Consider the following 24,217-nt stretch of genomic DNA (forward strand, 5'->3'; position numbering starts at 1 on the left):
AGCCAACACTAAGTCAACCACTTTCACCAGAACTCAAGGACGAAGCAACCTGCCGCTAGCAGCGTCGCCGCCCTCGTTGTGGCGCTATATAGGGCGGACTAATCCAAACTGTCAACAAGGGTTGTGAAGTTTTTTGATATTTTTTTGACAGCTTTCCACAGGGTGTCAAATCCCTAGTTTTTGCCACTCTATATATAGGGTGCGAAACATGACGTTGCGGAATGTCGGGCCACAAACCAGCCTCAATAAAAAACTAGTTTCCGCGAAATTCGAAATTTAGCCGTACTGCATCCAGCTTATAGCCAACCCGATGGCATTGTGGATATCGGCGTTTGTCCGCCTCGTCATTGACTTACGCGTCAACGGCAGGCAAAACTCTGATGCCCGTTTGGGAGCCTTCCATAGACAAAGGAAGACACCTTAGCATCGGATCAGCGCATAAGTCGCTTTTCTGACAAGCGATGTTCAAGCACGTTTTCGTGCCATCAGGTTTAGAAGAAGGGCCGACTATAGCAGTATGAAGGATATGGGGCCGAATAATCTCGATCCGGGTGACGAGCCCCCGCTGAGCGTTGGCGGACGGCGGCGGCCTCCAGATCGGCGCGAAGTTTCGGCACGCTGGCTTGCCGGCACCTTCCTGACTGGCGTTACCTCCTGCATGCTGATTGGCGTTGCTCTTTTCGCGGCCCTTGACGGGCGCGAGCAATTGGCGACCCCGCCCGAAATTCTTGCCCGCAATGATATGCCAAGTACCGCCGAGGAAAACGCAGTCACCAAGGGTAGCCGTCTCGTCAGCACGGTTTCGGCGCAGCAGCCGCGCGACCGCCGCCGGTTTGATCTTTCCACCATGCAGAAAGTTGGCGAACGCGAAGTTATCCGCACCCGCCCGTTCGAACTGGTGAGCATGGCGCTGGCGGTTGATCATCCGACCAGCCGCAAATATCCGGCATTCGATGCGCTGACTGTATTCTCTGAAGGCCCAACGGCCCCGCAACCGGCTGACACCGGCCAGATTTATGGTGCCAAGGTTGAAAGTGAAGTCAGTCTTCACGTCGTCGATTTTCCGCTGAACAGCGCAACCTTTGACGCATCAAGCGATCTGTCGGTTGATGAGGTGGAGAAGGTTGTTCGCGATACCGGCGGATTGTTGACCGACGGCGATGTTCAGGTTGCCTCACTGCATTATGTCGATCCGGCCCGCTTTGGCGGCAATGATTCTCCTTATGCGCTCGGCCCGGCGCTCGGCGTGAAGATTACGCAGGAAAATGTCAGCGTCGCCCCGAAGGCGAATGACGAGCAGACCGACGACGGCTTTTCAGAAGAGTTGATCCCCTTCCGGCAAACCGCAGATATCGCGCAGGCGCTCGAAGATGCGGGCTATACCGGCGAAGACACATCGAACATGGTCGATGCGCTCGCCAAGATGATGAATTCGCCGCGCCTGAAGCAAGGCAGTATCTTGCGCGTGGGAACTGAAACCCGCAACGGGCAGGACCGCATCGTTCGTGCAAGCATTTATAATCGCACCACGCATCTCGTGACGGTCACACTGAACGACCGCCAGCAATATGTTCCATCGGATGAACCCGAAGAAACGCCTCTGTTGCAGACGGCTTTCGACGGCAATGCGATCCCCAGCGCTATCCGGGGCAATCTGCCCAATGTCTATGACGGCATCAGCCGCGCAGCCCTTGCCTATGGCATGACGGAAACGATGCGCGAGCAGCTCGTCAAAATGCTGGCCACCGACGTGGATCTTCAGGCGCAGTTGACGCCGACCGACAATATTGACGCTTTCTTCTCGCTGCCGGACGAGCCCGATGATCCGGACAAGGCAGACAGCGATTCACAGCTTCTCTATGTGGCGGCAACCTTCAGCGGCACGACCCGGAAATTCTACCGCTATCAGGCGCCGGACGGTGGTGTCGATTACTTCGACGAGGGCGGAAAGAGCGCAAAGCAGTTCCTGCTGCGCAATCCGGTACCCAATGGCGTGTTCCGTTCGCCATTTGGCATGCGCCGCCACCCGATTCTTGGCTATAGCCGCATGCATACCGGCGTCGATTGGGCCGCACCGCGCGGTACGCCAATCATCGCAACGGGTAACGGGGTTGTAGAAAAGGCAGGCTGGACCAACGGCTATGGCAATCAGACCCTGATTCGTCATGCCAATGGCTATGTCAGCAGCTACAGCCACCAGAATGCAATTGCGCGCGGTGTGTCTGCCGGTTCAAGAGTGCGTCAGGGTCAGGTGATCGGCTATGTCGGTTCGACCGGCCTCTCGACCGGCCCGCATCTCCATTATGAAATGATCGTCAACGGCACCAAGGTAGACCCGCTTCGCATCCGCCTGCCGGACAACAAAGCTTTGAAGGGCAAAGAGCTTGAAGCCTTCAAGCAGGAGCGGGATCGCATCGACACGCTTTTGAACAGCGACGACAACAGCACCAAGCTGGCCGCCAACGCCTCGACAAAGGGATAAATAAAAACGCCGGGAAAGCAAAATGCTCACCCGGCTTTTTTGTTTGACCAATAGAGGTTGAACTATTCGGAAAACTCGACGGTGACGCCTGCCTTGACGAGCTTGGCGAGTTCTTCCGCGTCCCAATTCGTCAATCGCACGCAGCCATGGCTCGACGTCTTGCCGATCTTGGAGGGCTCCGGCGTTCCATGGATGCCGTAAGTCGGCTTGGAAAGTGCAATCCAGACCGTACCAACCGGCCCATTCGGACCCGGCGGGATCGTCAGAACCTTGTCGTTGTTGCCCTGCTTGAAGTTGATCTTCGGATTATAGGTGTAGTTCGGATTGATCGCGATGCGCTCAACCTGTACGATGCCGGACGGCGACGGATTATCCGATGAGCCGATGGTCGACGGATAAGCCACGACCAGCTTACCGCTTTCATCATAACCACGGACCTGCTTGCGCCCCTTGTCGGCGATGATTCTCGCGACCTTGGCGCGCACCGGCTTGCCGAGATTTGGCACCTTCACCACGGAACCGGGCTGATTGAAGTTCACTCCCGGATTGATTTCCTTGAGATAGTTTTCATCAATGTGGAATTTCTCACCGAGCATTTCCGTCACCGACGTATAGGCCATAGAAGAAAGCTGCGCCTTATGGGCGTAATCTTCCGGGATCGAGGCCACATACTGGCGACCGACATCCTCATTGGTGATCGTATATTCAAAAAACGCGGCACCGCCCGTTGCTTCAAGCTCGGCATTGACTGCTGCATCGTCCTTCGGGCTGATGGATTTTCCAGTCAGTTCGCCATAAGCGGCGGCGGCCTTGTCGACATTGCTGCCAGAACGGCCATCGATAACGCCGGGCGATGCGCCTGCACGATCCAGCAGCACCTGGAAGGCTGCAATCTTGGCCTTGGCGCCCTCGCCTTTCGGCATTTCGATTGCAGGGGCCATGTCACTGGACTTCGGCACATTCTGCGGCTGCTCGTAACCGGGCTGGCTGTAATCCTGCCCGTTATAGTTCTGATCAATGCTCGCGGAATTGGTGCCGGTATTGTCGGGATAGTTTTCGCCCGACGGCGGCAGTTCCGAACGCTGCACCTGACCGTCCTGATTGCCGCGATAGCTCGGATCGGACGGCGCGGCGGGATAATAATTCGGGTCTTCCGGCACATTGCTGAAGCCGTCATAAGGCGAGCCGCCATCAACCGGGCCGTTCAGTGTCCAGTTATCGTCTTGCTGCGGATCACGGCGGCTGTTGTGACCGCCATAGCTGTTGCGATCATAGGTATTCGCATCCTCAACGCTGATGATACGGCCACGACGATCCATCGTCACGCGCCGACCATACTGGTCGATGTACACGCGCACGCGGCGGTCGTGATAGACCTCTTCGCCCGGATCGTAGAGTTGCGCCAGCTGCACCGGAGCTTCCGTGAGCGTAGCGTCACGGTTTTCTTCTGCAAAAGCACCGGCACCCGTGGCGGGAAGAGCCGCAGAAGCAAACAATGCGAAACGAAGCATGCGTATGGAATGCGTCATGGAGGAAGTCCCAGGTGCCCGTAATTTCAGACGTTCAATCGGATCGTCAGATCATGGATGCAGTGAATATGGTTAATAACTGATTATCCGAGTAACAGCAGATGCCAGATGAACTGGACATGAAAATGGCCAAGTGACGACAAGTTTTATGAAATTTGTATCTGCAAAATTTCTTCGGGCATTGTGATACATCCGGCCCGAATTGATTAAAGCCAATAAAAAGCGCCGCAATCTCGCGACTGCGGCGCTTTGTTAGAGCAAATCGAATGTCAGGTTTCTACGCCTTCATTCTTCGGATCGGGTTCCAGAGCACCGCGAACCGGACGGAAATTGAGCCTGTCCGAACCGGCAGTGATCTTGACGAGCGAACCGTCCAGAATGTCGCCCAGCAGAATACGCTCGGCGAGCGGATCCTGGACTTCCTTCTGGATCACGCGCTTCAAAGGACGTGCGCCGTAAGCCGGATCATATCCCTTGTTGGCAAGCCATTCGCGGGCATCCTCTGCCAGCTCCAAGGCGATCTTGCGATCGGTGAGCAAGGTCTGGAGACGCTGCAACTGGATATCGACGATTGCACCCATATCCTCGCGGCGCAGCCGGTGGAACAGGATGATTTCATCGACACGGTTCAGGAATTCCGGCCGGAAGGCCGCCCGAACCACACCCATGACCTCGTCACGAACGCTCTCGACATCGTCCTTCTCGCCCAGATTGACGAGATATTCGGCACCAAGGTTGGACGTCATGATGATGACCGTGTTGCGGAAATCGACCGTGCGCCCCTGACCATCGGTCAGACGCCCATCGTCCAGAACCTGCAACAGCACATTGAACACATCGGGATGCGCCTTTTCGATCTCATCGAACAGGATCACCTGATATGGCCGACGCCGCACAGCTTCCGTCAGCGTGCCGCCTTCTTCGTAACCGACATAGCCGGGAGGTGCACCAATCAGGCGGCTCACGGAGTGCTTCTCCATGAATTCCGACATATCGATACGCACCATCGCGGTGTCGTCCTGGAACAGGAACGAAGCCAGCGCCTTGGTCAGTTCGGTCTTGCCCACGCCCGTTGGGCCGAGGAAGATGAACGAACCGATAGGCCGATTTGGATCCTGAAGACCCGCACGTGCACGGCGAACAGCCTTGGAAACCGCCTGAACGGCTTCACCCTGACCGATGACGCGCTTTGCAAGCTCGTCTTCCATCCGCAGCAGCTTTTCGCGCTCGCCTTCGAGCATCCGGTCAACCGGAATACCCGTCCAGCGCGAAACCACCTGGCCCACATGTTCCGGCGTAACCGTCTCTTCCAGCAAAGAACCCTTGTTCTCCTGGCTTTCCGACTGGGCGAGTTCCTTTTCAAGCTGCGGAATCTTGCCATAAGCAAGCTCACCAGCCTTCTGGAATTCACCGTTGCGCTGTGCAGTGGCCAAAGCATTGCGTGCTTCTTCAAGCTGACGCTTGAGATCGGCAGCAAGACCGAGCTTCTGCTTTTCCGACTGCCACTTGGCGGTCAGTTCAGCTGATTCCTCTTCCAGATCGGTCAGCTCTTTTTCAAGACGCACCAGACGATCCTTCGAAGCGGCATCGGTTTCCACCTTCAGGGCTTCGCGCTCGATCTTGAGCTGCATGACGCGGCGGTCGATCTCGTCGAGTTCTTCCGGCTTCGAATCGACCTGCATACGCAGACGCGACGCAGCCTCATCGACAAGGTCGATAGCCTTATCGGGCAGGAAGCGGTCGGTGATGTAGCGATTCGACAGCGTTGCGGCTGCGACAAGCGCCGAGTCTGATACGCGCACCTTGTGATGCTGCTCGTATTTCTCCTTCAGGCCGCGCAGGATTGAGATCGTGTCCTCGACTGTCGGTTCGTCCACGAAGACCGGCTGGAAACGACGCGCAAGTGCGGCGTCCTTCTCGACATATTTGCGATATTCTTCCAGCGTGGTCGCGCCGACGCAGTGCAATTCACCACGGGCCAGCGCAGGCTTGAGCAGGTTGGACGCATCCATCGCGCCATCGGTCTTGCCTGCACCGACAAGCGTGTGCATCTCGTCGATGAAGAGAATAACCTGACCGGCAGCCGTCTGAACTTCCGACAGGATTGCCTTCAGGCGTTCCTCGAACTCGCCGCGATATTTCGCCCCGGCAATCAGCGCGCCCATGTCGAGCGCCATCAACTGCTTGTCCTTCAGCGATTCGGGCACGTCACCATTCACGATGCGCAGCGCCAGACCTTCGGCAATGGCCGTCTTGCCGACGCCCGGCTCACCGATCAGCACCGGATTGTTCTTGGTACGGCGCGACAGAACCTGAATCGTGCGACGAATTTCTTCATCGCGGCCGATCACCGGATCAAGCTTTCCGTTGCGAGCATCTTCGGTCAGATCGCGCGCATATTTCTTCAGTGCGTCGTAATTGCTTTCGGCGGAAGCAGAATCGGCAGTGCGGCCCTTACGCATATCGTTGATGACCTTGTTCAACGCCGTCGGTGTCACACCGGCTGCGGCAAGAATTTCAGATGTCTTTGCGGATTTCTCGATTGCCAACGCCGTCAACAGCCGTTCGACCGTGACAAAGCTGTCGCCCGCCTTGCTGGCAAGCTCTTCGGCCAGGGTGAAAACCTTGGCCAGCGGCTGCGAGAGATAGAGCTGGTCGTTACCGCCTGAAACTTTCGGCAGCTTTTCCAATGCGCTCTGCAAACCAAGGCGCACATCGGCAATGCGTCCACCAGCCCGCTCGATCAACGATGCGGCCAGACCCTCGTCATCATCGACGAGAATTTTCAGAATATGTTCCGGGGTGAACTGCTGATTGCCTGAAGAAAGCGCAAAAGTCTGCGCCGACTGAATGAAACCGCGAACGCGTTCCGTGTATTTCTCGATATTCATATAGTGTCTCCTTTTGCCCTCCAGCCCTGAATAGGCACCGGAAGATGTTGGGTGACGAAGCCCCCGCATGGGCGGGCTTCATGTCTTTCCAAGACAGGATATGGGACTATGACCAGCTTTCGGCAAGGGTGAACAACGCCCGTGCGGCCAAATAAAAATGGCGCGGAAAACCGCGCCATTTTCAAATCCTATACCGAAAGCTTCAGAGCATAATCCGACCGGAGTGAAACGAGGATCGATAAGACTATGCTCGATATATAGAAGCTTAGAGCGCCGATCTGATTCATTCAGATCGAAACGCGCTTTAAGCGTCGGAATCGACAGGTTCGGTTACTGGCGTATCGCTGCCGGCATCCTGATCCTTCGCAACACGGCGCGGACGACCCGGACGGCGGGTAGCGCGACGCGGTGCAGCTTCGTCATCGGCCTTCGCTTCGACGGGTGCTTCCACCGGAGCCTCAACGGGTGCCGCTTCCACAGCCGCCGGAGCAGCCTTGGCAGCACGAGCGACCGGAGCTGGTTCTGCTACTTCCACAGGAGCTTCTGCCGCGGGCTGTTCGCCTGCTTCACCGGCCTGCGCTTCCGGGCGCTCTTCGGCATTGAAGCGTTCGCGCTGCGGGCGGCGTCCGCGGCCAAGGCGACGATCGCGATTGTCACGCTCACGCGGCTGACGGCTTTCGCCGCTTTCCTCGCCGTAAACGACTTCGGCAGGCGTGCCTTCGATGACCGGCTGCGGACCGGAACCGCTTACCGGACGCGGCTCGACGGCGACTGCTGGCGTGAAGCCAGTGTCGTCATCATCAGCGCCGTCATCGTCGAAGGTTTCTTCGCGCTGGAACGGCACCGGGTTCTGCGCCATGGCAGCCATAATGATGCGATTGTAATGTTCAGCGTGCTGAAGGTAGTTTTCAGCCATCACCCGGTCGCCAGAAGCCTGCGCGTCACGAGCGAGTGTCGAATATTTTTCTGCAATATGTTGCGCATTGCCACGGATCTTTACGTCAGGTCCGTTGCTTTCGTAATTACGCGACAGAGGATTGGGGCCCTTGCGGTTGTTGTTATTATTGTTGTTATTGTTATTCCCCCGTCCGCGCATACGCCTGTTCTGCTGTGCTGGCCTCATATTCATCTCTTTTCAGATTAAAGGGCGCAGAAACGTCGCGACGAAAAAGGTCGCCTGTTTCTTGCTATTGAGCCATGGAGGAAGCACGCCCTAAAACTTCCTACACATCGACTATTCTTAAAGCGCGTCGCATTTCAAACTGTTCGCCTGACGCACATTAAGGGGTTGCTTTTATGCATGTCGTCCCCGGAAAACCGTTCCCACTTTTCCGCGACATGCTTCTCGGCTCCGCATATCCAGATGGATGGCCGGAACCTGACGGTTGCATTGTGCAAGGTCCACGCCGAAAAGCATCGCTCTTCGGGACCATGCCTGAAAGTCGTGTACTTCCGTACGAGCCATCTCCAAAGGCTTAGACCCCGGGAGAGCATGACCTCAAATCGTCATGGAGCATTTCCGCCACGGCCCTCTAAAAAGCGGGCAAAACCATTCTGGCTGTATACGGTGGCCGGAAACTAAACGGCTTCGCGGCAAATTCCAAGTGTTTTTTCGCGCCGTTGGGTATCAAAATTTCGTTTATGATTTTTGCGCAAAAAGCATGGCCCTTCTATGGCCGCCCAGATCACGCGCATCGTTTGCGAGTTCAAAACCCGCTTGCTCAAACAGCGCTTTCACATCCTGGAATTGTCCGGCGCCGATTTCTACGGCAACCATACCGCCATCATATAGGTACTCTACTGCCTGTTCTGCAAGGGCCCGGTAAAAATCCAGTCCATCCTGGCCGCCATCCAGCGCCGCAAGAGGATCGTGCTCACGCACTTCACGCGACAGACCGGCAATGTCTTCATGCGGAATATAGGGCGGGTTTGAGACGATCATATGAAACCGTCCGCTGACATTGGCGAACCAGTCGCTCCGCAGTGCGGCGAAACGCTGGCCGACATCGTTGATCGCAGCATTGATTCGTGCCGTCGCCAGCGCGCCTTCCGACACATCGAGACCAATGCCATGCAATGTCTCGAAGCGATGCAGAAGCGAGATTACAATCGCCCCGGTGCCCGTGCCCATATCGAGGAGTTCGACGGCACCATGCTCGGCAACAAGCATCTCAAGCGGTGGGATGACCAGTTCGATCAGCGCTTCCGTGTCCGGGCGCGGTTCAAGCGTTGCAGCAGAAAGCCGGAATGGCAGTCCATAAAATTCGCGAACGCCGATAATGCGATGCACGGGTTCGCCTTTGGCACGGCGCTCCAGCGCCGCGCGCAACATTTCGACGCGCTCGGCTTCGATCAGTCTGTCCGGTGCGGAAATCAGATCGAGCCGTGTCGTGCCCGTCGTCCATTCGATCAGCAGCCGCGCATCGAGATCAGGCGTTTCCAACCCGGCATCGCGCAATTGCCGCCGGGCCTGTGCTGCCAGAACGTCGAGACGCTCGCCGCTCACGCTCAGGCGCCCAGTTCGGTCAAAAGCGCGGTCTGGTGATCGGAAATCAGCGCATCGACCAATTCGTCGAGGTCGCCTTCCATCACGCGGTCGAGCTTGTAGAGCGTCAGGTTGATGCGGTGATCAGTAACGCGGCCCTGCGGGAAATTATAGGTGCGGATACGTTCCGAACGGTCACCGGAGCCGACCTGGCTGCGGCGCGCTTCCGAGCGTTCGCTTTCAGCCTTCTGACGCTCCATGTCATAAAGGCGGGCACGCAGGATCTGCATGGCGCGAGCGCGGTTCTGGTGCTGGGATTTTTCCGCCTGAACTACCATGATGCCGGTGGGGATATGGGTAATGCGCACCGCTGAGTCCGTCGTGTTGACGTGCTGTCCGCCAGCACCCGATGCGCGCATCGTGTCGATGCGGATATCCTCGTTGCGGATCTCGATATCGATGTCTTCGGCCTCTGGCAGCACGGCCACGGTCGCAGCTGACGTATGAATGCGCCCGCCAGCTTCGGTTTCCGGTACGCGCTGCACACGATGCACGCCCGATTCGAACTTCATCTTCGAGAACACGCCCTTGCCGGAAACCGTCGCGATAATTTCCTTGTAGCCGCCCGCATCGCCTTCGCTGGCCGAGACCAGCTCGACGCGCCAGCCCTTCTCGCTGGCATAACGCTCATACATGCGGAAGAGATCGCCTGCGAAAAGCGCTGCTTCCAGTCCGCCGGTACCGGCGCGAATTTCGAGAATGGCGTTCTTTTCGTCGGCTGCATCCTTGGGCAGAAGCAGAATCTGTACTTCCTGCTCCAGCGCCTCGACGCGCTTTTCGACTTCCGGCAATTCCTCGACAGCCAATGCGCGCATTTCGGCATCGGTCGACGCGTCGTCGCGCATGGCGGCCAGATCTTTCGCTTCGGCACGCGCATCGCTCAATTCGCGAATCTTGCCGACGACTTCCTGCAACTCGGAATATTCGGAAGCGAGCTTCACATAAGTTTCCGAATCCGGATTGTCCGCCATCTGGCTTTCGATCATCGAGAACCGCTTCAAGAGCTGGTCCATCCGGTCCTGCGGCAATGCGATCATGTCATGTCCTAAAAATCATCGTCCGAATGCAAATGTGCGAAACCGGGCGCGCCGCGTCCCGCGCCACACCCGGTCATTCTATGCAATTTGCCTTGCTATAACGGAATATCGTTGTCTTCTGCAAATCGAAGCATCAGTTCGCGCAGCGAATGCGCGACATTCGGCTTGTCCAGCTCTTCATTGAGAAGCGCATTCAGCTTCGTTGTATCCAGCGCGCCGAGCATCGCCTTGACCGGGCCGATGGCAGCAGCCGACATGGAGATGGAGCGAAAACCGAGGCCGATCAGCGTCATGGCCGTCAGCGGGCGTCCCGCCATTTCACCGCAGAGCGTGACCGGTGTGTTGTGCCGGTTACCCGTATCGACAATGTGGCGCAGCGTCCGCAGGAAAGCCGGAGAAAGCTGGTCGAAACGACCGGAAATCAGCGAATTGCCGCGATCCACCGCCATCAGGAACTGGAACAGATCATTGGAGCCGACGGAGACGAAATCAACCGCCGTCATCAGCTCGTCCAGCTGCCACAACAGGGCTGGAACTTCCACCATCGCGCCAAGCTTCATCCGCGTCGGCAGCGAATGCGCGAACCGCGACAGATGACGAACCTCGCGTTCGATGATCTCGCGCGCCGCCTTCACTTCGGCAACTTCTGTCACCATCGGCAGCATGAGCTTCAATTCACGTCCGCCTGCCGCTTTCAAAAGCGCGCGCAACTGGGTGCGCAGCAGACCCGGACGATCCAGCGTGAGGCGGATAGCGCGCCAGCCAAGCGCGGGATTTTCTTCCTGCGCCGATGCGCTGAAGTAAGGCAGCACCTTGTCGCCGCCGATATCAAGCGTGCGGAACGTAACCGGCTTGTCGCCCGACGCTTCCATGACCGAACGATAGAGCCGCTCCTGCTGCTCTGCCCGCGGGAAGGTCGAGGCGACCATGAACTGCAGCTCGGTGCGGAACAGGCCGATGCCCGAAGCGCCCGAGGCCGCAAGTTGCGGCAGGTCGACCAGAAGGCCTGCATTCATCAAAAGCGAAATATCGACACCGTCCCTGGTCAAGGCAGGCTTGTCGCGCAATTCGCGATAATGCGCCTGACGCCGGGCGCGGAAACGGACCTTTTCCGCATAGGCTGATTCGAGATCGGACTGCGGTCGCAGATGCACCACGCCCTCGTCGCCATCGACGATAGCCGCATCGTTGTTTTCAGCCATGGAAACAGCGCCCTTGGCCTGCCCAACGACCGGAATGCCCATAGCGCGGGCCACGATCACCACATGGCTGGTGGCAGCGCCGTCTTCCAGCACCACGCCGCGCAAACGCTCGCGCGGATAATCCAGCAACTCGGCAGCGCCCATGGAACGCGCAACGATGATGGCATCCTTGACCAGCGATTCGGCCATCGTCTTGATGTCGCGGCCCATCAGCTGGCGCAGCAGACGATTGGCGAGATCGTCGAAATCCGACAGACGTTCCCGCATATAAGGATCGGACAGATGCATCATGCGCGCACGCGTGTCGCTCTGTACCTTCTCGACGGCTGCCTCGGCGGTCAGACCGTTGTGGATCGCCTCTTCCAGACGACGCACCCAGCCACGATCATGCGCAAACATGCGATAGGCTTCCAGCACTTCGCGATGCTCACCTTCGATCGCAACATCGCGGCGCGACAGCATGTCATCGATGGAAATGCGCAGGGAACCCAGCGCCTGATCCAGACGGGCCAGCTCAGCCTGGCTATCCTCGTTGAAGAGATTGGTGACGACGATGCGCGGCTCATGCAGCACGACATGACCGAGACCGATGCCGTCATTGAAGGCAAGCCCGGTCACGCTCATCGGGCGGCCCATATCGAGATCGATACCGGGGCGCACAAGCTTCAGCCCGTCGCCAGACGCGATGATTTCGGCCAGCACCATGGCGGTGGTTTCAAGCGCTTCGACTTCGTCTTCACGATAGGCGCGCTTGGTGCGGTTCTGCACGACGAGAACGCCCATGGTGCGGCCTGCGCGCAGCACGGGAACACCGAGGAAGGAATTATACACTTCTTCGCCCGTTTCCGGGAGATAGGCGAAGGCTGGATGGCTTTGCGCATCGGTGAGGTTCAACGGACGCGCGCTTGCGGCAATGGTGCCGACAAGGCCCTGCCCCAGACGCAATTGCGCCAGGTGGACCGACTGCGGGTTCAAACCTTCGGTGGCATAGAGTTCGAGAACGCCGTCAGCACGAAGCACGTAGAAGGAGCAGACTTCCGCGACCATATTTTGCGCGATTTCACGAACGATCCGGTCAAGGCGCGGCTGCGGCTCAAGCGGCTCAGCCATCAATTCGCGCAACCGCTTCAGCAGCACGCGGGGACCGGTTGTCTGATCGCGCATGATCGTCGGACACTCCTCTTGTGCAGTTTCGGCACCGAGGTGAAGCGGCTTTCCGTGCGAACTGCGGCGAATAAAGAGAAAACGGCTTTGCTTGCTCCGTACTACCGAAAGCCGTTCGGACTGGTGGCCCGCTTTCGCCGACCGATTCCCATTACCCGCCCGCGACGCGTTACGCCAACCCCTTTGTGAGCATTTTTGACACTGCCGTCTAGTGCTTTAAGCAGAAATTATGCCAGGTTCTGGAACGAAAAAATGCCGCGATCCATTCAAGGGCGCGGCATTGTTTCAAAACGGTTTAATAAAAGCCGGATTTTATGCCGGCTTAATATCAGCCATCAATGGATTACGACTTGTCGAGACCATAGACGGCGTGCAGCGTGCGCACGGCCAGTTCGGCATAAGGGCCGTCAATCAGGATCGAGATCTTGATTTCCGACGTCGTGATGGCGCGAATGTTGATGCCCTTTTCGGCCAGCGCCTTGAAGGCGGTGGCGGCAACGCCCGCATGGCTGCGCATGCCGATGCCGATCACGGAAATCTTGGCGAGGCCCGTTTCGGACTGGATGTTGTCGAAGCCGATTTCACCCTTGACCTTGTCGAGAACGCGCAACGCCTTGTCGATGTCGCCGGTCGGGATCGTGAAGGTCATGTCGGTCTTGGAACCGTCTTCCGACACGTTCTGAACGATCATATCGACATTGATGTGCTCTTCGGCGAGCGGGCCGAAAATGGCTGCCGACACACCCGGCCGGTCGGCCACGCGCCGCAGCGAAATCTGAGCTTCATCTTTCGCAAAGGCGATACCTGTGACGGTCTGCTGTTCCACGATTTCATCCTCGTCGCAAATAAGCGTTCCGGGCGGGTTGATCGGATCACCCATGCCCGGCGCATCGGGGTCCGTAAAGCTCGAGCGCACAAAGGTGCGTACCTTGTGCACCATGGCGAGTTCGACCGAGCGCACTTGCAAAACCTTGGCGCCAAGTGAAGCCATTTCCAGCATTTCTTCGAAGGAAATCTTCGGCAGGCGGCGCGCCTTTGGTTCGATGCGCGGATCGGTCGTGTAGACGCCGTCTACATCGGTATAGATATCGCAGCGATCAGCCTTCACCGCTGCGGCAACAGCCACAGCCGATGTGTCCGAACCGCCGCGTCCGAGCGTCGCGATGCGGTTATCCGGGCCAAGGCCCTGGAAACCAGCCACAACGGCAACCTGACCCATTTCCATGCGGCGGATGATTTCCGAACCGTCGATGTCCTGGATACGAGCCGCGCCATGCGCATTGTCGGTCTTGATTTGAATCTGCCAGCCCTGCCACGAACGCGCATCGACACCAACCGACTGAAGCGCGATGGCCAGAAGGCCGCTCGTCACCTGTTCGCCGGAAGCGACGATGGTGTCATATTCACGCGCATCGTAGAAAGGCGAACTGGCGCCACATACCTTCGGCATGTTCTGCACCCAGTTGACCAGCTCATTGGTCTTGCCGGACATGGCCGAGACGACAACAGCAACCTGATTGCCCGCCTCGACCTCGCGTTTGACGTGGCGCGCCACATTATAGATGCGTTCCAGATCGGCCACCGAAGTGCCGCCGAATTTCATCACGATGCGCGCCATTTAAGGATACGTCCCGCTATTTTGAAAATTACACTCTCACCTGCCCAAACCTTATAATCTTGCGACAGGCAAACCCGGGGTCACATAGCTAATATGTCGCGGTTCCGCAAGGCCGCGATTCGCAAGAACGTCCCGATAGGGGCAGGAATGCCGGAATTTGATTTGCACCTTGACTTTGAGGCGCTACCTTGAGAGCAGGATTGCACGCTTCCGCTCCTGGAGATTGAAATGACCGAGACTGCCCGCACCACCATCGACGCTTCCGAGATCGAGCATTTCTCGCGCATTGCCGCGGAATGGTGGAACCCACAGGGCAAGTTCCGCCCGTTACACAAATTCAATCCAACGCGCCTTGCCTATATCAAGGAAAAAATCTGCGCCAAGTTCAACCGCGACCCGAATTCACCGCGCCCCTTCGAAGGACTGCGCCTGCTCGATATCGGTTGCGGCGGCGGTCTTCTCTGCGAGCCGATGGCGCGTCTCGGTGCAACCGTGATCGGCGCGGATGCCTCGACCACCAATATCGAGGTTGCGAAAATCCACGCTGCGCAAAGCGGCGTCGAGGTCGATTATCGCGCCACGACGGCGGAAGCTCTGGCCGAAGCTGGCGAGAAATTCGATGTGGTTTTGAACATGGAAGTGGTCGAGCATGTTTCAGACGTCGATCTGTTCATGTCCGCGACCAGCGAAATGGTGAAGCCGGGCGGGCTGATGTTCGTCGCCACTATCAACCGCACCCTGAAAGCCTATGGTCTGGCGATTATCGGTGCGGAATATGTGCTTCGCTGGCTGCCGCACGGCACGCATCAATATGAAAAGCTTGTGCGTCCGGAAGAACTCGAATCCGCCCTTGCCAAAGGCGGCCTGCGCCTCATCGACAAGCTGGGCGTGACCTATAATCCGCTTGCCGACAGCTGGAGCCGTTCCCGCGATACAGATGTGAATTATATGGTTCTGGCCGAGCGGCCAGAGTAATCGGATTCAGCAATCAGCTTTTCTGGGCGCGCGTGGTCATCGCCACGCCAACCGCGATAACGGCTGCGCCGACCCAGGTAAGCAGCGGATAATGCTCGCCCAGAAACAGCGTGCCGGAAATGAGACCGAGCGCTGCGGCCACATAGCCGATCTGGCTGAGATAAACCGGTCCACCCACTGCCTGTAGCCGGAAGAACAGCGCGAACATTCCCGCGGACGCAATCGCCTGCGCAGTTGCAGCCCATGGTGCAAGCGCGAATGTCTCAACTGGAAAACCGCCGGTGAACAGCAGGATGCCCGCAAAGAGCATGATGGCGGAAGCCAGATGGCTGCCTGCTGCAAGCTCCGTCGGATCGGAATTTTTCGGCCAGTCCAGCGTACGATAGACATTACCGCAGGCGAGAAACACCGGAATGAGCAAGGCGGCGGCAACCCAGAGCGAATCAGCGGGCTTGCCGACCTCGCCGCGTGTCAACGCCACAAGAATCGCGCCGATAAAGCCGACGACAATGCCGCCAATGCCCAGCGCGTTGGGGCGTCGCAAGCCGAAGCCCATTGAAATCACCAGCGTGATAACCGGCGACAGCGTGTACATGATTCCCGTGAAACCAGCGCCGAGACGCGGGATCGCCGACAGAATCAAAAGATTGGGCAAGGCATAGGAGATGATTGCGGTGCAGACATAATAGCGTGCGCGCCCGCCGGAAAAGCCGAGGCTTTTTCCCCGCAAAAGCAGAACGGCGAACAGAATCACCCCAGCACTGGCGGAAAACAGAAAGGTCCACATGGCAGGCGGAATGCCCGCCTGCGCAGCGATCTTTCCCAGAGGCAGAATAAGCCCCAGCAGGGTGCCGGTGGCCAGAAGCAGAAAGGAGGCAGACTCCATCAATTTCATGCACCCGGCCTCCCCTGCCGTGCTGTCATGACGAACAGGTGACCTAATTCTGATCTTCTGGAAAGACCGGCAATGGCATCACTTCGACACCATCTTCAAGCAGTGAATGCACGTCCTCGCGCGACGCTTCGCCATAGATGCCACGCTGCTCCGTTTCGCCGAAATGGATCTTGCGCGCTTCCTCAGCAAATTTGTCACCGACATAATCCGCATTGTCACGGACCTTGCGGCTGAGATCGCGCATTTCTTCGAGAACCTTCTTCTGGGCTTCGCCCAGCGCCATCGCGATCTTTTCCTTAGCCCTTGCCGTGGAGACGGCAGGCGCCATCAAGGCTTTTTGCACCTGATGCGAATTGCAGACCGGACAGGAGACGAATTTCATCTCCGACTGCCGATCGAAATCGGCATTGTCGCGGAACCAGCCCTCGAATTCATGGCCGTTATCGCAATGAAGCGAAAAGCGGATCATGGAGTTATGCATCCTCATTCTGTTTTGCGGTCACCGTCTTGACGGTAAACTCGCGGGCATTCTTCAAATTCGGCACCTTGCCACGCGCCGCCGCACTCTCGGCAACATCGATATCGGCAACGATCACAGCCGGTTCGTCATGGGCGGCTTCCGCCAACACCTTGCCCCAGGGCGAAACGATGATCGAATGCCCATAGGTTTCACGACCGTCCTCGTGCAATCCGCCCTGCGCAGCCGAGATCAGGAATGCGCCATTTTCGATAGCGCGCGCACGCTGCAAAATATGCCAGTGCGCCTCGCCGGTCTGCTTGGTGAAGGCCGCAGGCCCGGTAATCACATTGGCGCCAGCCAGCGCCTGTGCACGGAAAAGCTGCGGGAAGCGAATGTCATAGCAGATCGCCATGCCAATATTGGCAAAAGGCAGTTCGGCAATGACGGTTTCCTTGCCCGGTTCATAGGTTGCCGATTCGCGCCAGCTTTCGCCATTATCGAGATCGACATCGAACATATGAATCTTGTCATAGGTCACGAGCTTTTCGCCCGATGGCGTAAACAATCCGGCGCGATTGGCAATCCGGCCATCGCCGGCATCAATGGCCGTAGAACCGATATGCAGGAAGATACCGTGCTTTGCTGCCAGCGCCGAAGCCGCCTTGAAAACCAGGTCGTTGGCTTCGTCACGCAGGCTGGCCTTGAACGCCACCCGATCACGCATCATCGCGCCGGTCATTTCGGGAGATTGCACGTAAGTCGCGCCCTTGGCTGCCGCATCAGCGACAAGTTTCTCCAAAGCCTCGATATTGCGGACAACATCGGTGCCGGAACGCATTTGTAGTGCGGCAGCGCGGAACGTGCTCATCGGTTTCTCCCCCGTTATAAAATTAGTTCAGTTCGCCGGTCTTGAGCAGACCGTCGAGCTTGCCCTCACCATCGAGCGCAAAGAGATCATCGCAGCCGCCGACATGGACAGAGCCGACGAAAATCTGCGGGAAGGTGTTGCGGCCAGAACGCTCTTGCATTTCGGCGCGCAGTTCCGGCGTGGCGCCTGCGTTGATTTCATTGAACTCAACGCCCTTGCGGGTCAGAAGATCAACCGCACGCGAGCAATAAGGGCAGCCGGGGCGGGTATAGATGGTAACATCAACCATGAAAAACTCCATTCGTTGCCCCACTATATAGTCGGCAACGCTCCGCTCTGGAAGACCCTGTAGGTTTCACGACGGTGTGTGCTGGCTTGTTCTTGCCCGCAAGTTTCAATCGGGCAGCACCCGGCTGAACGTAAGAACATCAACGCTTTTTGCACCGCCGCGCAGCAAGGCGCGCGTTGCCGCCTTTACTGTTGCGCCCGTCGTATAAACATCGTCGATCAGCAGGACACGACGCCCGCGCACATGAATTTCCTGCTCTTTCGGCACACGGAAAGCACCATCCACATTGCGTTTGCGCTCCTTGGAGCCAAGCCCGATCTGCTGCTCGGTGCGACGGATACGGTTCAGGGCTTGCGGCGCAAAGGGCAAGGCGCTCGACCTTGCCAGCGCCCGCGCCAGCTCGGCAGACTGGTTGAAACGGCGCTGCCAGAAGCGCCAGCGGTGCAGCGGCACCGGCAGGATTACATCGCATTCATCCAGCAATTCGCGGCCAGCCCGCTGCATCCAGCGCGCCATCCATGGAGCCAGATCGGTCCTGTCATGGAATTTCAAAGCCACTGCCATGCGCTGCGCGGCACCGCGATGCAGAACCGCCGACCGCAGCCGGCGGAACGGTGGCGGATCAGCAATCGCCTCCGCACTCAAAAAGCCGTCACCAAAATCATGACCAAACGGCACACCCAGCACCGGGCAGTAAGGCCGTTCGATAAAGCGCAGCTCCGACCAGCATGTCGGGCATAATGTGCCGGGCTGCGAGACATGTGCCTTGCAACCCGCACAGCTTGCCGGAAACAGCAGATTGGCGGTCGTGAGAGCCAGATAGCGCGCAGCAAAGCACGCGCGGGTGTAAAGCCTGCGCAAAAAGGTTTGATGCGGTGTATCGTCATCCGCCATTGCATTCGCCCCCGTTCGAATGCATCTATGCCCGCAATTACACTATACGCCGCGTAGCAAAAGAAAAGACAGATTCCATGCCCGCCCCCGAAAGCGCGATCTTCGACCGCGATCTACAGCTTGCCTTTCGCCGCCGCGCATTCCGGCGCGCCGAACCGGGTGCCGATTTTCTGTTGCGGCGCGTGGCCGAAGACCTTGCGGACCGTCTGGATGCTGTCGAGCGCCGCTTTCCGGTGGCCATTGATCTTGCAGGCCACAACGGTCTTGCAGCTGAGGCTATCGCCTTCTCCGGCAAGACGGATACCGTTTTGCGCGTGGAACGCGATGCGGATTTCCTGAAAGGCCCGTTTCCGGCAGTCGTCGGCGACGAGGAACTGCTGCCGATCAAACAGGGCAGCGCCGATCTCATCGTATCATTGATGGCGTTGCACGCCACCAACGACACGCCGGGCGCCATGGTGCAGATTGCCCGCGCGCTGAAGCCCGACGGGCTTTTTCTGGCAGCTCTGAGCGGCAGCGGGACGCTCGGCGAATTGCGTGAAAGCCTGTTGCAGGCGGAAATCGAACTGACAGGCGGCGCATCGCCACGCGTTTTTCCGTTTGCGGATGTGCGCGATGTCGGCGGTCTGTTGCAGCGCGCCGGCTTTGCACTGCCGGTGACCGACGTGGAAAACGTGACCGTGCGCTATGATTCCCTGTTCAATCTGATGGCCGATCTGCGCGCCATGGGCATGCAGAACATCGTGCGCGACCGCTCGCGCCGTCCGGTATCGAAACGGCTGTTCTTGCGGGCGGCGGAAATCTACGCGGAACGCTTCAGCGATCCGGATGGACGCATCCGCGCGACATTCTCGATTATCTGGTTATCTGGATGGGCACCGCATGAATCGCAGCAAAAGCCGCTCAAGCCCGGCTCGGCCAAAGCGTCGCTGGCCGATGCGCTGAAGAAAGCGGAAGACGAATAGACCCACACGATAGCTGCAAATTCACCAAAAATGCAGCTGTCGTGTCAGCAATCGCCGCGATGGCTTCCATCCACATCAATGACGCAAACCGAATTCGGGTGGGGCTGGAGAACGCTCTTGCGCACGGTATAGGTCTGAACCGCACCTTGGGGCTGGTTGCCTGCATCGCGCTTGATAGAGCCGGTCATCGTCCGGTCGATGCCTGCGGGCAGAACGGACTGGGCCGCAACCTTGGCGGCCTGTTCGTTGAGGATCGGAACAATAATCAGCGCCATCGCCGCAGCGGCAGAACCAAACAACAACACGAGACGCAGAAAACCACGCCCCGCTTTCGTCAAAGTGGTGGGCGCATATTCGTTGTGATCGGCACTGAAATAATTGTTATCGAAACTCATGATACTAGACTCCGGAGCGGCTCCCATTCGAGAATGCCGCAACGGAGTGAATCAGAGATTAACCGACTGCATTAATCGTAAGAAATTGTCAGCTTTTTCACAGCTGTTGATAAGCAATCCGGATTTTCGAAAACTATAGAAGATCGATGAGGAACGGGATCAAGGGTTCATCCGCCGGAGGCATCGGATAATCGCGCATATCCTTCGGGCGGACCCATTTCAGCGCCTGCCCTTCCAGACCCCGCGCAATGCCTTCAAAACGACGGCAGACATAAAGTGGCATCAGCAGATGAAAATCATCATAGGTGTGGCTCGCAAAGGTCAAAGGCGCGAGGCAAGCAACCTTCGTCGTGATGCCGATTTCTTCCTGCAATTCGCGGATCAGCGTTTCCTCGGGCGTTTCACCCGGCTCGACCTTACCGCCGGGAAACTCCCACAGGCCCGCGAGCTGCTTGCCTTCCGGGCGTTGTGCCAGCAGCACGCGCCCATCAGAATCCACCAGCGCACAGGCTGCAACGAGAAGAATGCGGCGGCTCTTCACTTCGCTCATTTCTCGTTGCTCTCCCGATAGGCATAACGATAGGCTTCCTGAAAGCCGAAGCGTTCATAAAGCGCGAGACCGGCAACGTTTTGCGCCTCGATCTGCAGCCATGCAGTCTTTGCGCCAAGCTTCGCCGCCCATTTGAGCGCCGAGCCGACGACACTGTGGCCGTAGCCTTTGCGGCGAGCAGCCGGCAAGGTGCCGACATCGAACAACCCGGCCATGACGCCATCCTGCACGCACAGTACATCGGACACCGCACGTCCGCCTTCTTCCAGCACGAACATACCCTTGTTCGGACGGATACCGTCCAGAATTTCTGACATGCCGGGACGCATCTCTTCCGGGCGTTCGTGAATGGACAAGGACGCATCGACAAAACGGCCAATATCCTTCAGCGGAATCTGGTCGATTTCACTCGACAGGTCAGTCTCGGCCAGATTGCAGGTCATGACGATGGTTTCGTCCTGCCGCTTCCAGCCGAGTCCTTCGAGATAATTTTCAAGTTCGACAGGCGCGAGTGGCGAAAGCCGGAAACAAGGCACACGGCCATAAGCGCGGAAACGCTGTGCCGCCAGCTCCACGCGGGTTGGAATATCCCGCGTGTCACCCGGATCGAGCGGATTGATCGAGTTCAAACGCTTGGAGGAATGCGCTGCCGTCATGCGGATCGCCCATGTTCCGTCGTAATGAACCGACGTGGCGGGCCAGGCGCGGAAACCTACGGCTTCGAGCTGGCGGACAATGGCAAGACTTGGTTTGGTCATCGGAATTCCTGAAAGCAATTCAACATCTGTCGGCTGGGGCCTAGAGCGGTTTCAGAAGGTTGAACGTTGCAACCGCTCTAACTTTTTTTCGCACATCTTATCCGAAAACTGCTTTGCACTTTTCGGAATGCGCTCCAGGCCCGTTGAGATTCGGAGGGACAGCGTGCCGAAAATAGTGCTCTTTGAGAACCGGAGCGGAGTGTACTTTAAGGTACATGAGCACCGGAAGCGCAAAAGAGTGCTATTTGCAGGCCGCTGGAACCCGAATATCTCGGGCCTTAGCTGCGGTAGTCGCCATTGATCGCCACATACTCCTTGGTGAGATCGCAGGTCCAGACAGTGGCTTCGCCGCGACCAATGCCAAGATCGACATGGATGCGGATATCCTCGCCCTTCATATAGGCGGAGGTTGCCTGTTCGGAATAAGCAGGATCGCGCTCGCCCTGATAGGCAACGCGAATATCGCCGAACGAAATGGCGAGCTTGTCGCGATCAGCCGGTTCACCTGCCTTGCCGACAGCCATCACAACACGACCCCAATTGGCGTCTTCACCTGCCACAGCGGTCTTGACCAGCGGCGAATTGGCGATGGAGAGCGCGATCTTCTTGGCGGAAGCCGACGACTTGGCACCCGTCACTTCGATTTCGATCATCTTGCGTGCGCCTTCACCGTCACGCACAACCTGCAAGGCCAGCGACTTCAGAACGCGCTTCAGCGCCTTCTTGAATTCCTTCAGGCGCTTGTCGGAGACATCCGTGATCTTCGGCGCGCCGCGACCAGCCGCAGCACCGGTTGCAAACAGCATCAGCGTGTCGGAGGTGGAGGTGTCACTATCGACAGTCACCGCGTTGAAGCTCTTGTTTGCGCCCTTCGAGAGCAGGCTTTGCAGCACATCAGCCTTGATCGGTGCATCGGTCACGATGAAGGACAGCATGGTCGCCATGTCCGGTGCGATCATGCCCGCGCCCTTGGCGATGCCGTTGATCGTGACGGGAACCTTGCCCAGCAGCACGGTTTCGGTGGCGACCTTCGGATAGGTGTCCGTGGTCATGATGGCCTTGGCAGCCTCGGTCCAGAAATCCTCGACCGCGTCCTTGTTCATGTCGCCGAGCAGGTGCGAGAATTTGCTCGCATCGAGCGGCTCGCCGATCACACCGGTCGAAGCCAGGAACACATCGGTCGTGCTGCAGCCAACGGCCTTTGCGGTAGCTTCCGCCGTCGCCTCGGTTGCGGCCTTGCCTTTCACGCCGGTAAAGGCATTGGCATTGCCCGAATTGACCACGACAGCACGTGCCTTGCCGTGAACGAGGTTCTTGCGGCAAAAATCGACCGGCGCCGACGGGCAGAGCGAACGGGTGAACACGCCTGCGGCTTCCGCTGGACGGTCGAACACCATCAGCATCACATCGGTCCGCCCCTTATATTTGATACCGGCAGCGGCAGTAGCAATGCGCACACCGTCGATGGCAGGCATGGACGGGTAATGTTTTGGAGCGAGCGGAGAAACGGACGCAGACATGAGTGCCTCAAAAGGGGTCGGTTCAGGATGTTCGGTTCGATGGTTCATCGATAGTCTTGATTCTGGCGCATTGGAAATGTTTGCGGGACAAAATCAAGCATAAACGGCAGATACAATGAAAAACGCCCCGGAAGACCGGGGCGTTTTAGCTTTTTAGGAAATTTATTGCTGCGGCTGTTCGCCTTCAGGCGCGTCGCCCGTATCGCCAGCATCCTGTGCGGCGGCTGCATCCTTCATCGCCTTTTCGACGGCCGGATCCTTGTAGTCGATCTTCATCCCGTCGCGGAGCTTCTTGACCGTTTCGACATAACGCTCACGCAGAATGATCGAACGGATCTGTTCCTTGACCTGATCGAATGCAGGCGGCTGCTTGGTGCGGCGGTCTTCGAGCTGAATGACGTGGAAGCCGAACTGGGTCTGCACCGGCTCCTTCGTATATTCGCCAGGCTTGAGCGCAAAGGCTGCCTTTTCGAATTCCGGAACCATCTGGCCCTCGGTGAAATAACCGAGATCGCCGCCATTGGCAGCGGAACCGTCCGTGGAGCTTTCCTTGGCCAGATCTTCGAACTTCGCACCACCGGCGAGCTTCTTGATAATGGCTTCCGCTTCTTCCTTCGTCTTCACGAGAATGTGACGCGCACGCACCTCAACCTGAGGCGGCATCGCGGCAATTTCCTTGTCGTAGCGAGCGCGAATATCGGCATCGCTGATCTTGTCGACGATGGCGTCCTTGAAATATTCGTTGTGCAGGGCGCGTTCACGCAGGAAAGCCAGACGGGCTTTGAACGCGTCGGTCTGGTCGAGCTTTTCCTTTTCCGCTTCCGCCGACATCGCCTTGATGTCGATCAGCGCGGCCAAGGCTGCCAGACGACGCTGTTCAGCCGGAAGACGGGCAAACTGCGGATCGAGATCGCCAGCGGCCTGATCGACGTCACCGACAGTGATGTCCTTGCCGTTGACGGTTGCCAGAACCTTTGCCGGATCTTCTTTTTCAGCCGGAGCGGCTGCGGTCTGAGCTGCATCCGCAGGCTTGGGCGCCGCGTCCTGCGCGAACGAGGCCGCGCCGGAAAAGCTTGCGAGGGCAACGGATGCCGCAAGAACAGCGAGAGCCTTGCGATAAGGGGCTTTGAGAATGGCTTTCATATGAGATTCTCTCCTTCGAGACCGCTTACCGGCCCGA

At 57.9% G+C, this 24,217-nt stretch carries 20 protein-coding genes; 3 read left to right on the plus strand and 17 right to left on the minus strand.

What is annotated here, in order from left to right; translation table 11 throughout:
• Positions 1 to 517: 517 nt before the first annotated feature.
• Positions 518 to 2,482, plus strand: coding sequence for a M23 family metallopeptidase (locus FGI60_RS24440; RefSeq protein ID WP_138787361.1), 1,965 nt, complete (start codon positions 518 to 520; stop codon positions 2,480 to 2,482).
• 62 nt (positions 2,483 to 2,544) lie between these two features.
• Here the strand turns inward: FGI60_RS24440 and FGI60_RS24445 are convergent, their stop codons facing one another.
• From FGI60_RS24445 to FGI60_RS24475, 7 genes are all read right to left on the minus strand, one after another.
• Positions 2,545 to 4,011, minus strand: a complete 1,467-nt coding sequence (locus FGI60_RS24445; protein ID WP_138787362.1) for a L,D-transpeptidase — start codon at positions 4,009 to 4,011, stop codon at positions 2,545 to 2,547.
• A 269-nt stretch (positions 4,012 to 4,280) separates the two neighbouring features.
• Positions 4,281 to 6,902, minus strand: coding sequence for an ATP-dependent chaperone ClpB (gene clpB / locus FGI60_RS24450; RefSeq protein WP_138787363.1), 2,622 nt, complete (start codon positions 6,900 to 6,902; stop codon positions 4,281 to 4,283).
• Positions 6,903 to 7,206: 304 nt separating this feature from the next.
• Positions 7,207 to 8,025, minus strand: a complete 819-nt coding sequence (locus FGI60_RS24455) for a DUF4167 domain-containing protein (protein WP_138787364.1) — start codon at positions 8,023 to 8,025, stop codon at positions 7,207 to 7,209.
• Positions 8,026 to 8,541: 516 nt separating this feature from the next.
• The gene (gene prmC, locus FGI60_RS24460) at positions 8,542 to 9,408 is read right to left on the minus strand and encodes a peptide chain release factor N(5)-glutamine methyltransferase (protein ID WP_138787365.1); all 867 of its coding nucleotides are present in this window, start codon (positions 9,406 to 9,408) and stop codon (positions 8,542 to 8,544) included.
• Between the two features lie 2 nt (positions 9,409 to 9,410).
• Positions 9,411 to 10,484, minus strand: coding sequence for a peptide chain release factor 1 (gene prfA / locus FGI60_RS24465; protein ID WP_138787366.1), 1,074 nt, complete (start codon positions 10,482 to 10,484; stop codon positions 9,411 to 9,413).
• A 95-nt stretch (positions 10,485 to 10,579) separates the two neighbouring features.
• Positions 10,580 to 12,850 (minus strand): phosphoenolpyruvate--protein phosphotransferase, encoded by a 2,271-nt coding sequence (gene ptsP / locus FGI60_RS24470; RefSeq protein WP_078341022.1) that lies wholly within the window; start codon positions 12,848 to 12,850, stop codon positions 10,580 to 10,582.
• A gap of 343 nt (positions 12,851 to 13,193) precedes the next feature.
• A complete protein-coding gene (locus tag FGI60_RS24475) occupies positions 13,194 to 14,468 on the minus strand; it encodes an aspartate kinase (RefSeq protein ID WP_138787367.1) in 1,275 nt (424 codons plus the stop codon).
• 228 nt (positions 14,469 to 14,696) lie between these two features.
• Between FGI60_RS24475 and ubiG the strand changes: the two genes are divergently transcribed.
• Positions 14,697 to 15,443 (plus strand): bifunctional 2-polyprenyl-6-hydroxyphenol methylase/3-demethylubiquinol 3-O-methyltransferase UbiG, encoded by a 747-nt coding sequence (gene ubiG / locus FGI60_RS24480; RefSeq protein WP_138787368.1) that lies wholly within the window; start codon positions 14,697 to 14,699, stop codon positions 15,441 to 15,443.
• A 13-nt stretch (positions 15,444 to 15,456) separates the two neighbouring features.
• Here the strand turns inward: ubiG and FGI60_RS24485 are convergent, their stop codons facing one another.
• From FGI60_RS24485 to FGI60_RS24505, 5 genes are all read right to left on the minus strand, one after another.
• On the minus strand, positions 15,457 to 16,338 hold the full coding sequence (locus FGI60_RS24485) for a DMT family transporter (RefSeq protein WP_138787369.1): 882 nt from the start codon (positions 16,336 to 16,338) through the stop codon (positions 15,457 to 15,459).
• Between the two features lie 43 nt (positions 16,339 to 16,381).
• On the minus strand, positions 16,382 to 16,807 hold the full coding sequence (locus FGI60_RS24490) for a DUF1178 family protein (protein WP_138787370.1): 426 nt from the start codon (positions 16,805 to 16,807) through the stop codon (positions 16,382 to 16,384).
• A 4-nt stretch (positions 16,808 to 16,811) separates the two neighbouring features.
• On the minus strand, positions 16,812 to 17,666 hold the full coding sequence (locus FGI60_RS24495; RefSeq protein WP_138787371.1) for a carbon-nitrogen hydrolase family protein: 855 nt from the start codon (positions 17,664 to 17,666) through the stop codon (positions 16,812 to 16,814).
• A 22-nt stretch (positions 17,667 to 17,688) separates the two neighbouring features.
• Positions 17,689 to 17,955 carry a glutaredoxin 3 gene (gene grxC, locus FGI60_RS24500; protein ID WP_138787372.1) on the minus strand — a complete coding sequence of 89 codons (267 nt, stop codon included), beginning with the start codon at positions 17,953 to 17,955 and terminating at the stop codon, positions 17,689 to 17,691.
• A gap of 105 nt (positions 17,956 to 18,060) precedes the next feature.
• A complete protein-coding gene (locus FGI60_RS24505; protein ID WP_138787373.1) occupies positions 18,061 to 18,849 on the minus strand; it encodes a ComF family protein in 789 nt (262 codons plus the stop codon).
• A 77-nt stretch (positions 18,850 to 18,926) separates the two neighbouring features.
• Between FGI60_RS24505 and FGI60_RS24510 the strand changes: the two genes are divergently transcribed.
• Positions 18,927 to 19,814, plus strand: a complete 888-nt coding sequence (locus FGI60_RS24510; protein ID WP_138787374.1) for a methyltransferase domain-containing protein — start codon at positions 18,927 to 18,929, stop codon at positions 19,812 to 19,814.
• A 44-nt stretch (positions 19,815 to 19,858) separates the two neighbouring features.
• Here the strand turns inward: FGI60_RS24510 and FGI60_RS24515 are convergent, their stop codons facing one another.
• The 5 genes from FGI60_RS24515 to FGI60_RS24535 all read right to left on the minus strand — a co-directional run bounded on the left by FGI60_RS24515 (position 19,859) and on the right by FGI60_RS24535 (position 24,180).
• Entirely contained in the window at positions 19,859 to 20,209 is a 351-nt protein-coding gene (locus FGI60_RS24515; protein WP_138787375.1) for a hypothetical protein, read from the minus strand.
• Positions 20,210 to 20,342: 133 nt separating this feature from the next.
• The gene (gene mutT / locus FGI60_RS24520; RefSeq protein WP_078341032.1) at positions 20,343 to 20,759 is read right to left on the minus strand and encodes an 8-oxo-dGTP diphosphatase MutT; all 417 of its coding nucleotides are present in this window, start codon (positions 20,757 to 20,759) and stop codon (positions 20,343 to 20,345) included.
• Entirely contained in the window at positions 20,756 to 21,517 is a 762-nt protein-coding gene (locus FGI60_RS24525) for a GNAT family N-acetyltransferase (protein ID WP_138787376.1), read from the minus strand. Before FGI60_RS24525 ends, mutT begins: the two co-directional genes overlap by 4 nt.
• Before the next feature lie 278 nt (positions 21,518 to 21,795).
• Positions 21,796 to 23,037 (minus strand): bifunctional glutamate N-acetyltransferase/amino-acid acetyltransferase ArgJ, encoded by a 1,242-nt coding sequence (argJ, locus tag FGI60_RS24530; RefSeq protein WP_113534765.1) that lies wholly within the window; start codon positions 23,035 to 23,037, stop codon positions 21,796 to 21,798.
• Positions 23,038 to 23,199: 162 nt separating this feature from the next.
• Positions 23,200 to 24,180 (minus strand): peptidylprolyl isomerase, encoded by a 981-nt coding sequence (locus tag FGI60_RS24535; protein ID WP_138787377.1) that lies wholly within the window; start codon positions 24,178 to 24,180, stop codon positions 23,200 to 23,202.
• Between the last annotated feature and the right edge of the window lie 37 nt (positions 24,181 to 24,217).

The sequence above is a fragment of the Brucella haematophila genome (genome assembly GCF_005938105.1).
In the GTDB taxonomy this organism is placed as follows: domain Bacteria; phylum Pseudomonadota; class Alphaproteobacteria; order Rhizobiales; family Rhizobiaceae; genus Brucella; species Brucella haematophila.